Origin of the sequence: Streptomyces inhibens, from assembly GCF_003389455.1 — a bacterium.
Taxonomy (GTDB): domain Bacteria; phylum Actinomycetota; class Actinomycetes; order Streptomycetales; family Streptomycetaceae; genus Streptomyces; species Streptomyces inhibens.
On record NZ_QUAC01000223.1, the window covers coordinates 17238 to 27294 of the forward strand.

8 protein-coding genes and 4 pseudogenes are annotated in these 10057 nt (G+C 68.1%); 5 read left to right on the plus strand and 7 right to left on the minus strand.

Annotated elements, in window-relative coordinates; translation table 11 throughout:
- Nucleotides 1–274: 274 nt before the first annotated feature.
- The gene (locus DY245_RS47925) at nt 275–601 is read right to left on the minus strand and encodes a hypothetical protein (RefSeq protein ID WP_342354216.1); all 327 of its coding nucleotides are present in this window, start codon (nt 599–601) and stop codon (nt 275–277) included.
- A gap of 826 nt (nt 602–1427) precedes the next feature.
- Nucleotides 1428–1586, minus strand: a pseudogene (locus tag DY245_RS47930) (helix-turn-helix domain-containing protein); the annotation flags it as partial.
- Nucleotides 1587–1777: 191 nt separating this feature from the next.
- On the opposite strand from DY245_RS47930, the gene DY245_RS27905 reads away from it, so the two are divergent.
- Nucleotides 1778–2506 carry a DUF4232 domain-containing protein gene (locus tag DY245_RS27905; protein WP_128509995.1) on the plus strand — a complete coding sequence of 243 codons (729 nt, stop codon included), beginning with the start codon at nt 1778–1780 and terminating at the stop codon, nt 2504–2506.
- A gap of 55 nt (nt 2507–2561) precedes the next feature.
- Here DY245_RS27905 and DY245_RS47605 read toward each other — a convergent pair whose 3' ends face one another.
- Nucleotides 2562–3695, minus strand: a complete 1134-nt coding sequence (locus tag DY245_RS47605) for an aldo/keto reductase (RefSeq protein WP_425329446.1) — start codon at nt 3693–3695, stop codon at nt 2562–2564.
- 520 nt (nt 3696–4215) lie between these two features.
- Nucleotides 4216–5223 carry an SDR family oxidoreductase gene (locus DY245_RS27920; RefSeq protein WP_128509996.1) on the minus strand — a complete coding sequence of 336 codons (1008 nt, stop codon included), beginning with the start codon at nt 5221–5223 and terminating at the stop codon, nt 4216–4218.
- Between the two features lie 46 nt (nt 5224–5269).
- On the opposite strand from DY245_RS27920, the pseudogene DY245_RS27925 reads away from it, so the two are divergent.
- Both DY245_RS27925 and DY245_RS27930 read left to right on the plus strand, forming a co-directional pair.
- Nucleotides 5270–5837 (plus strand): annotated as a pseudogene (locus DY245_RS27925) (TetR family transcriptional regulator).
- 346 nt (nt 5838–6183) lie between these two features.
- The gene (locus DY245_RS27930; protein ID WP_128510000.1) at nt 6184–6978 is read left to right on the plus strand and encodes an oxidoreductase; all 795 of its coding nucleotides are present in this window, start codon (nt 6184–6186) and stop codon (nt 6976–6978) included.
- Nucleotides 6979–7351: 373 nt separating this feature from the next.
- Here DY245_RS27930 and DY245_RS27935 read toward each other — a convergent pair whose 3' ends face one another.
- On the minus strand, nt 7352–7609 hold the full coding sequence (locus DY245_RS27935; protein ID WP_128509997.1) for a hypothetical protein: 258 nt from the start codon (nt 7607–7609) through the stop codon (nt 7352–7354).
- Nucleotides 7610–8462: 853 nt separating this feature from the next.
- Between DY245_RS27935 and DY245_RS27940 the strand changes: the two genes are divergently transcribed.
- Nucleotides 8463–8726, plus strand: a complete 264-nt coding sequence (locus DY245_RS27940; protein ID WP_128509998.1) for an acyl-CoA dehydrogenase family protein — start codon at nt 8463–8465, stop codon at nt 8724–8726.
- 62 nt (nt 8727–8788) lie between these two features.
- On the opposite strand, the pseudogene DY245_RS27945 reads toward DY245_RS27940, so the two are convergent.
- Nucleotides 8789–9236 (minus strand): annotated as a pseudogene (locus DY245_RS27945) (DDE-type integrase/transposase/recombinase); the annotation flags it as partial.
- Nucleotides 9184–9381: pseudogene (locus tag DY245_RS48415) on the minus strand (transposase); the annotation flags it as partial. The pseudogenes DY245_RS27945 and DY245_RS48415, both read right to left, overlap by 53 nt.
- 188 nt (nt 9382–9569) lie before the next feature.
- On the opposite strand from DY245_RS48415, the gene DY245_RS27955 reads away from it, so the two are divergent.
- Nucleotides 9570–9809, plus strand: a complete 240-nt coding sequence (locus tag DY245_RS27955) for a hypothetical protein (protein ID WP_128509999.1) — start codon at nt 9570–9572, stop codon at nt 9807–9809.
- The last annotated feature ends 248 nt before the right edge of the window (nt 9810–10057 follow it).

The following is a 10057-nucleotide window of genomic DNA, read 5'->3' on the forward strand; positions in this document are numbered from 1 at the left end:
GCTGAAGCTCATCGAGGTTGGTAATGCCGAAGAATGCCGGCAATCCTACGATCGCCGTCGCGACGCCGAGCCACCCCGCCAGCTTGCTGGACTCTTCCCCGTCCCTGCCCCGTCGCGGTCGATCCAGGTACCGAAGCAACATCGTATGGTGCTGACGGGCCCTCGGTCAGGTCAACTAGTCGGCCTGGGCTGTGCGTTGGCTTAGGTAAGCCGCCCCCGGCAGGCGGCAATCGTCTGTCTCCGCCGACTGCGCGCAGTATTCTGAAATGATCAGTTAGTCCGTGGGGGCCTTCAGCCACTCGCTGCCGCCCAGCGGATAGTCGTAGGCCGGCCGCCCCACGTTGCCGCTCGTCCGGAACGGCTTGCCGTTGTCGTTGATCCTGACCGTCCCGTGCCGGTCCCCGCTGGACCAGTCCAGCTCCAGGTACCAGCTCACGTCATGCGCCTGGGCGTGCGCGGTCACGTAGAAGACCTCGGGGTCCGACTCGCTGACCTTGTAGGGGAAGTCCCGCTGCCCGGACTTGGGCGCGGTGTCCGGCCGCCCGGAGTCGAGGTCCACGTCGAAGGACTTCGTCGACACGTCGCCGCCCGCATCCGACACCCATGGAGTAGTCGCTCCAGGCGAGCGGCGCGCCCTTGCGCACGACACGCACATGGAGAGCCTCCACGACGACGGTCTGCTTCCCGGTGCCCTGCACGGTCAGCGCGAGCAACTGGTCGCCGCCCGCCACCGCGCCGAGCGCCCCGACCCATCCGCGCGCGTCCTGCTCAGTCGGCGGCGGGGGCACCTGCTCGGGCTGCCGGTTCACCAAGTAGTGCTGGCTGCAGGGACCTTCCCACTTGTACGGGTTGGCGATGACAGTGGGCGCGGTGGCGCCCTCGGCTCCCTCTGCGCCGGGGCCCCGCGGGGCGCCTGCGCCGCTCCGTGACGCAGACGCAGACACGGACGCCGTCGGGCTTCCGCCGCGCGACGCGGACGCCGAGGGCGACGTGTGCTTCGCGTCGGGCGTGGCGGTGGCGTCGGCGGCGTGCGACGAGACAGCCCCCGCAGGCCGCTTCCCGCCGTTGTCGTCCTTGCCGGGCACCAGGTTCACGACGAGCGCGGCAGCTACGGCGGCGGCTACGGCGGACCCGGCGAGCACAACGGTACGCCGACGCCGGCCACGACCGGCCGCGGAGTTCGGCTCCGGCAGCCCGCCAACCGCCAATGCTTCCGGCTGCAGCTCACGCGTCGGCCCCGGCTCACGCTCCGGCTCAGCCGCTGCCTCCGGAGCAGCCGCCGCCTCCGGCTCGGATTCCGCCTCCGGCTCGGCCACCGCCCGCTTCCGCCCCCGCAGCACATCCGCCCGCACCCACCGCCGATGCAGCTCCACCAGCTCCTTGGGCGTGGCCCCGCACAGCCGGGCGAAACGCTCCACGGGCGCGTAGTCCGTCGGTACGGCAGCCCCGTTGATGTACCGATGAAGGGTGGACGCACTCAGGTGCAGCCGCTTCCCGAGCACCCCGTAGCTGAGTCCGGACCGCTCCTTGAGCTCCCTCAGCAGTCCCGCGAACTCGTCCCCCGCCACCGTTCCTCCCTTTCCCACGTCCCAGGCAGCGTTCCAGGGGAACAGGATTCCCCCAGGTCAGAGCCGTACGAGCATTCCAGCGTCCCGAATGTCCCGGCAATGGTGGCGGCCGGGACGGAGCACCGCAAAAGATGAGGTCATCCAAGCACGCCGCCACCAGCACCCAGTCGGGGCGTGCACCCATCCATCCGTAATCGGGGGACCCACGCATGTCCGCACGCACCACCCGCACCCGCCTGTTCGCAGCCACGACGGTCGCGCTCGCCGCACTCGCCCTGACAGCGTGCGAGAGCGGAAAGGGCACCAAGGACGAGGGCGCGTCAACCACGTCCCAGTCCTCCACCAAGCCCGGCGCTTCGGGCTCCGGCGATTCGACGTCGAAGCCGGCCGGGAACGGCGGCAGCACGCCCGGCGCCGGCACTTCCGACAGCTCCACGAGCGGCAAGACCTCCTCCGGCACGACGGGAGCCACGGGAGCTACAAGCGGCAAGAACACGGACTCCAGCACCGGCAACAGCACCGGAACCGGCACCAAGAACCCTGCCTGCAACGGCTCCAACACCAAGACCACCGCCACCGAGCTCACCCGCCCGCTGAACACCCTCCTCCTCACCGTCACCAACACCGGCTCGAAGAACTGCGACCTCCTGGGCTACCCGATCGCCCGCTTCGGCGAGGCCCAGGCCGTTCCGCCGGTTGATGAGAAGACCCACCCCCAGGCGGTCGTCACCCTCGCGCCCGGCAAGTCCGGATACGCGAGCGTGCTCATGTCGATGGGCGACGGCAGCGGCAAGAACGGCTACACGGCCAATACCCTCACCGTCGCCTTCAACAGCGGCAAGACCGCGAGGCCGGCGCTCCCCGCGAAGGGCGTGTACGTCGACGACAAGATCCAGGTGACGTACTGGCAGTCCACCATGGACGACGCCGTCAACTAACGGCTGCGACGCGGGTCATCAACGGAGCCACAGCCTGATCGCAGCGAGGTGACCGTTACGCGAAAGACGAACGCTCTCTTGTCCTATCGGGCCGCCACGGCCCGGAGGCCCTTGAGCACGTTGATGGCCCGCTCGACCTCATCCCTGCGGGCATACCGCGCCCGGCCGAAACCAGCGGGGCGACAGCCTGCCGGTCGGCAAGTTGCCCGCGAAATGAAGCTCTACCCGGCCGCACTCCACAAACCACGCCTCCCGGCTGCTGACCTCTGCCACCGACGACGGCTGCCCGGCAACCCGGCGAACGAATGCGGTCACAGCACCAGGCGGCGGCTGCACCCGCCGGAGCGAGGCTGGTGATCGCCTTGAACTCCTCGGGGCTCAGTTCGATGTCCTGCGCGGCGAGATTCTCCCGGACGTGCTCGATGCTGGTGGTGCCGGGGATGGGCATGATCGCGGGCGAGCGGGCGAGCAGCCAGGCGAGCGCGACTGGGGAGACGGTCGCGCCGTTCCGGGAGGCGATGGGGTCGAGGACGCGGCGGATCGCGTCCGGGCCGCCGGTGTCCGTGGGTGCGCCGGGTCGCGCGAGTGAGACCGGCTGCCAGGGAACGAAGGCGGCGCCGGCCTCGACGGCCGCGTCCAGGAGAGCGTCCTCCTGGCGGTCGACGACGTTGAAGTGGGCGGTGACAGCGGCGATGTCGACGATCTCAAGCGCGGCGCGCAACTGGTCGGTGGTCACATTCGAACGGCCGATGTGCCGGATCATGCCCTCCCGGCGCATCGCGTCGAGGGTGCCGACCTGGTCTTCGCACGAGGCGTCCTTCGCGTAGCCGCTGTGCAGGTAGTACAGGTCGATCCGCTCGATGTCGAGGCGTCGAGCGCTCATATAGACGCACTGGCGGAGGTAGTTGTAGGCCACGTCGAGCTTCTGCCCGTCGCTGGTGTTGGACTGGCCGGGCGGCTGCCATGGCAAGAACAGAGAGACGGATTCGCCTACCGTCGCGGGCACGTTGGTGACCGCAGCGCCGGTCAGCCCGTCCGGACTGCTGAGCGACTCGGGCACCTGGAGCGCCAGCCGGCCGCCCTGCAGAGCCCACGTGCCGTGCCACGCCTCTTGCCCCGGCCAGTCGATGGCCCAGGCCCCGTCATCGACCGCGACGGTGTACGTCCGCTTCTCACCGCTGACCGACATCGACTCGACTTTCCACTTGCCGCGCACGGAGGCGGCGAATGCCTCGCCGGTGGGACCGGACGTCGCTCCCCCACCACCGGCCCCGCTGCTCCCCTTGTTCTCGCCGTTTGCCCCCGGAGATCGTCGCCGGGCGGCGTGCGGTACCGGACCTGCGCGAGTCTCCCGTCGCCGTCGCCGGCCCATGACTGGGCGATGAGCCGGTTGGCCGCCGCATACGGACGGTCCATCCCCGTCCCGCGCACCACGGCGACGCGGAACCCGGCTGCGGACGCTTCCGCTCCGCACACGTCGAGCAGCATCGTCTTCTCCACTCCCGGCTCGCCACGGGTACGCAGCCGCACCCCTCGACGGACTCTTCGACGCCTGGCCGCGAGAGCCCTCCCTGCCCCCACTACCGCATCCCACGGGACCGCACCGTCCCGCAAACCTACAGGTCAAACCACTTTCGCAAGGGTGACTGCCATGCCGCACCGCCGGCCCGCCTCTGACCCGTAGAAGACCGGGCACCGCGGCCAGTTGCTCATGCGGACGGGCTGCGGAAGTAGTGGCCCTTGTCGAGATCGTCGATGAGCCCCGGCTGTGTCGGCTCCCACCCCATCAGCTCGCGGGTCAGCGTGCTGGAGGCCGGCTGGTCAGCCCCGAGGATGCCGGCCAGCCAGGTGAAGTGCTCGTCTGCGTCCGCGGGAGAGATGGAGACCACTGGCAGGTTCAGATGGCGGCCGATGACCTCGGCGACGCCACGGAGGGGCACGCCTTCGTCCGCGACGGCGTGCAGCGTCGATCCAGCGGGGGCCTTCTCCAGTGCGAGGCGGAACAGGTGTGCGGAATCGAGGCGGTGCACGGCGGGCCAGCGGTTGGTTCCGTCGCCGAAGTAGCCGGAGACGCCCTTGTCGCGGGCGATGCGGACCAGAGCTGCGATGAAGCCGTGGTCTCCTTCGCCGTGAACGGTCCGAGGGAGCCGGACAACGGACGAGCGGACGCCGTGGGAAGCGAGGGAGAGCACCCATTCGGAGGTGGCGGCCCGGGCCTGTTGGCCGTCGCCCCCGGCGGCCGCAGCCGGGGCGAGGCTGTGCCCGTCGCCTTCGGTCGCCACACGCCCGGGTTCCGCAGGCGTCCCGGAGGCGATGACGAACGGTCGGCCAGAACTCGCAAGCGCCTCACCGATCGCCTCGACAGCGCGGCGGTCCGCGTCGGTAGCGCCCTGGAAGTCCCCCGAGAGAGCGATGTCGTGCTTGAACGCGAGGTGGATCACGCTGTCCGATGCGGCAGCAGCGCTCCGCTGGGTGTCAAGATCGTCAAGAGTGCCACGCACCACCTCGGCTCCGGCTGAGGCCAGGGCTGCGGCGGAAGCGTCCGAACGGGCGAGCCCGACGACCTGATGGCCCGCGCCGATGAGCTCGTGAACGACGGCGGAGCCGATCCAGCCGGACGCGCCGGTGACGAACCGCGCATGTGAAAGACCTCCATGTGAGTCAACCGTCCGTGCCGCTGGGTTGCGCGACGACAGAGCGATGACAGTGACTGACATCGACCGCACCTGATGACAGTCACTGTCATTGCGTACGATCAAGGGCATGGGTCGATGGGAACCAAACGCACGCGGACGGCTGGAACAAGCGGCGCTGGAGCTCTACAGCGAGCGCGGGTTCGAACAGACCACGGTGAAGGAGATCGCCGAGCGAGCGGGACTCACGGAGCGAACGTTCTTCCGGCATTTCGCCGACAAGCGCGAGGTCCTGTTCCCCCACGCGAGCCCACTGCAGGAGTCCCTCGTCACCGGCCTCGGCGGCGCCCCTGATACGGCGGCGCCCATCGACGCGATAGCCGCGGGCCCTGGAGAGCGTCTCCGAGCTGTTCCGGGAACGCCGTGAACTCGCCCGACAGCGCCAGGCCGTCATCGCCGCCAACACGGAGCTCCAGGAACGCGAGCTGATCAAGCTCGCATCACTCGCCTCTGCGCTGGCCGATGCATTGCGCCGACGCGGCGTCGCAGACCCGGCCGCGAGCCTCGCCGCCGAGGTCGGGATAGCCGCCTTCAAGATCGCGTTCGGACGCTGGATCAGCGAGACCGGCCAGCGGGACTTTTCGCGACTCATCCGGGACTCGCTCGACGAACTCAAAGCCGTGACCGCGGGCAAGTAATCATCGGCGCCGGGCCGCGTGTTTCAAAGGCGGTCGCCTATGAAACAACGGCGGCACCCGCCGGTCGCGCTGCGAGTTTGATGTTTCATGAGTTGCTGCAAACGCCCTGGACGCTCGAAACACCCTCAGCCAGTGCTGCGTCAGGAGGTGTCCGGCGACGTTTGCCGTCACGGTCCCGCCGCCGACGGAACCGTCCAAGGCCCACGAAGGACGGTGGTGCGCGGGAATCCTCAGCGCAGGCCGCGTGGCGATGGTGCTGCTCCGAACCGAGGGTCGATACTCACCCAATGCGACTGTTTTACATGCATTGGGCAATGCTGGAAGCGTGACGCAGGAGGAGATTCCGGTGGAGCTGAACCTGACGGACAAGGTCGCCGTTGTCACTGGAGGCAGCAAGGGCATCGGCCTGGCCATCACCGAGGCACTCGGCCGTGAGGGCGCGCGCGTGGTTGTCGGCAGCCGCACTGAAACAACTGAGCTGGCAGCCCTGCGCAAGCGGTACGACGTCGCCTTCCACCCCGTCGATCTGGCCGACGCCGACGGTGCCGACACGCTGGCCCGGGCGGCAGCAGACCGGCACGGCCGGATCGACGTGCTGGTCAACAACGTCGGTGCCACCACGCCGCGCTCCAGCTTCCTCGACGTCGATGACGCAGCATGGATGCATGCCCTCAACATGACATTCCTGAGCGCGGTGCGCGCCAGCCGTGCGTCGTTGCCACACTTGCTGGCCCACGGCGAGGGGGCGATCGTCAACATCAGCTCGGTCAACGCCCGACTGCCCTTCCCCATGGTGGTGGACTATTCAGCGGCCAAAGCCGCGCTGAGCAACCTCACCAAAGCTCTGTCGGAGGAGTTCGCTCCCCGTGGTGTCCGCGTCAACGCCGTCGCTCCGGGACCCGTACGCACCCCGTTCTGGACTGCCCCCGGCGCCTTCGCCGACACCGTCGCGGCCAGTGCAGGCAGCACGGCACAGGAGGCCCTGGACCAGGTCGTACCCCAGCAGATGGGCATCTCCACCGGACGCATCACCGAACCCCGAGAAGTGGCCGACCTCGTGGTCTTCCTGGCCTCCCCGCGCGCCGGCAACATCACCGGAGCCGAATTCGTCATCGACGGAGGCCAGATCAAGACCACCTGACAAAGGCTCGAGCGAACCGCGCCGGTGGGCAGGTCTGTTGTCACCAGGGGGCGGACTATCCCGCGTGTGCGGGTAAACCTGGCCTGGTCCCCGTCGTTGGATGGGCCTGGATCTCCACGACAGGTAGAAACCCTGCCGGATGCCGTCTGCAAGGTGCTGGACACAGCCCCCGCCACCGGCTGGTCGCCGTCGGCAGCGACGGAACTGGCGGTCGGCACGAGCCTTCCGCCTGGGCGGTCTCGCCCATAGGCCCCCGCGCTGGTCCGCCGGTTTCTGCGGAGCCGTCGGCAGCCCTTACCGCTCGATCTGCGCCGGTGTCACCACAAGCCGCTCGTTGACCGACACCGCGATTAGGAAGTGACCGTAGCGGTGATTAGGAAGTGACCGTAGCGGTCAGCCCATAGTCCAGCTCTGCACCATCGACGAGCACCGCCTCGACAGTGCGCGTACTGGGGTCGATGTTGGCCACGATCCCGTTCCCGGCGTAGCGGGGGTAGCCCGAGGCGCCCGTCTCGCCTGTCGCCTCGACGACCGCCGATCGCACGGCTGAGTCCTCCACGGAGGCACCGCCTCTGTCCTCAACATGTTCGGGGACCAACAAGATCGTGAAGCGCTGCGGCTCTGTAGTCACGCTCCGATATTTAAGTGCCTGTGGCACCAGCCGTGGGACAGGCGCGCGGCATCGGAGTTGCCCATGCGGGCGTTCCCCGAAGACCGCCGAGTCGTACCCGGCAGCCGTCACCCTCGCATCGCTGCTGATGTGGGCATGGCCTTTGACACGACAACTCCTGGTCCGAGCACGGTTCGAAGCACCGGCCAAGCTGCGTCTGATCAGCCCGCACTACACCCCCCGAGGACGATGCCGACAACCATCTGACCGCAGGCTCACTCACCGAGTGGTTCGACGTCATCATCCACACCCAACAGGCATCGCCGGTACGAGCGGAATGAACACGGTGTGCCCGTCCGCGTCCGTGAGGGCTGCCTCGCTCCCCTGGCCTTCCCCGGTGCCGGCCTGACGGGGGAATCCCCTCCTCTGTTGTCGTTGCCCCTACGTTCGCTCCACGCAGTAGTGACGCTGACCGGCGCGATCGTCGGGGCGATCAGCGTCACCGCGTCCAGCGCCGATGTTCCGTACGTGGCCACCATGCCCGACTGGTCAAACCGGTCCGCTCCGCGACCGCGGAGCTCCCCGACGTTCACCATGGCGATCTGAACCTCCTCCTGGCCCCGCTCCGCCCACGCGAAGTTCTCCCTTCGCGCAGAAACGGGGTGCCGACATGGCCCTCGTACGCTTCGCGTAGGAGGGATCGCTCTGCGCCGGCGGAAGATGGGGCCGGTGGAGTACGGCGGAGCCAGCCTCGACGCGGCCGAACAGGTCGTTCTGGTCGAGGACTTGACCCGAGCGAGCATTCGTTTCGGATCCCACAACGACGCGTTCGGCATCACGATGCTCCGCTGGTCCGAACCGGGCCTGCTGCGGGATCGAATCTCGCCTCCCTTCGCCAAAGGCCCGGCTCGACGGAGACCGATGGGTACTGAAAGGCCAGAAGCTCTGGCCTTCCGGAGCACACCGGGCGAACTGGATGTTCGTACTCGCCCGGACGAATCCTAAGGCGGTCGCGCGTCGCTGGATCAGCATGCTGCTCGTCCCGCTTGACCAACCCGGCATCGAGGTCCGCCCGATCCGCAACGTCACCGGCGAGACCGACTTCAACGAGGTGTTCTTCGACGCGGCCACTACTTGAGCGGGAGTTGCTGGTGGGTGAGATCGACAGGGGGCTTCCCCCTGAAGCACGGACACCGTTTGCTATGCAGCAGCGGTCAGCGTAACCGATCGTTGTTCGAAGGTGATCGGGCTGATCTGGCCGAGCGTTGAGTGCCTGCGCCACATGTTGTAGCGGGTAACCCACCGGAACATGGCGAGCCGCACCTCACCCGCTCCTGACCACCATTTCGTTCCTTGCGGCGTCTCGCAGGCTGCCGCCACGCGTGCGGGCTGCGGCCTTGAGGGCATCGGTGACCAGCTCGGTGCGCATCTGGTCAGCGATCGACCAGCCCGCAAGCCGCTTCGAGCACAAGTCCAACACCGCAGCCAGATAAAGAAATTGACCGTCACCGACCAGAAGATAGGTGATGTCGCCGACGTACTTGGTGTTCGGCACCTTGGCGGTGAAGTCGCGCTGGATCAAGTCCGGGACGACTTCAGCCGACGGTTCGGCAATCGTGGGGCGGACCTTCTTGCGCACATGCACTCCGCCGGGCGATCTCGGTGTCCATTGCCGACCCCGCCACCGCCCCGGGATCCCCGGCCTTCTCCACGGCCTTCACCCAGGTCCGCAGCGTCTCGTGGTTTACCCCGAGGTCCTTGGCCACCGACGCGATCGCCCGCCCGGCCTGGAGCGGTACAGCGCGAAGGCATCGGCCCGGAACTCAGCCGAGTATTTGTACGCCCCCAAGGGGAAATCCTGTTCTCCGGATCCTCACGATCCAATGATCAGAGTGTGCACGCTCAGGGGGAAACACCCGTGGGGCTCCCTTCCCCTTGCCCAACTGACGTCGCGGGCAGGCGAGATGGGATGATCAGCCGCATGGATCGCACACAGGGCGGGGCGTGGCTCGTCTTTCTCGTGGTGATGGGGCTGGTCGGCGTGACCGCGGTCAGCAGCCAGGTTCACCTCCACGACGCCTACGGGCTGCAAGCGGAGGGACCAGAGCCGTGGGTGGACTACAAGGGCCCCTACAAGCCGCAGGAATCGGCGGCCTACCGGCGGGGGCCGAAGCCGGACGCCTTCTACGTCTCCTACGTTTCACCGGAAGACGGCGGCTGAGCCCCCTGGGGGTTCAGCAGGCTTCCCACACGGCGCTGTGCCGGTGGCGGTCTTGGGAATGTCGGCGCCATCGATGTCGTCACCGGCGTGGGCCAGGTGCCGGAGTTCCTTCAGCGCCTGGCCAACGCAGTGCCGGGTCGGGACTCTCGAAACTCTTCCGGCAGTTAAGAACTCCTAACGAAATGATCTTCGAGGTGGTTGGATCACTCCGGGACCGTTGATCCGGGGGTGTGGGGTGGCTCGGCCGA

Bases quoted from the DNA above. Each gene is read 5' to 3' on its own strand.
- DY245_RS27905 (WP_128509995.1), top strand. From the start codon at position 1,778: ATGTCCGCACGCACCACCCGCACCCGCCTGTTCGCAGCCACGACGGTC.
- DY245_RS47605 (WP_425329446.1), bottom strand. From the start codon at position 3,695: ATGTCGGTCAGCGGTGAGAAGCGGACGTACACCGTCGCGGTCGATGAC.
- DY245_RS27920 (WP_128509996.1), bottom strand. From the start codon at position 5,223: ATGTCAGTCACTGTCATCGCTCTGTCGTCGCGCAACCCAGCGGCACGG.
- DY245_RS27955 (WP_128509999.1), top strand. From the start codon at position 9,570: ATGGATCGCACACAGGGCGGGGCGTGGCTCGTCTTTCTCGTGGTGATG.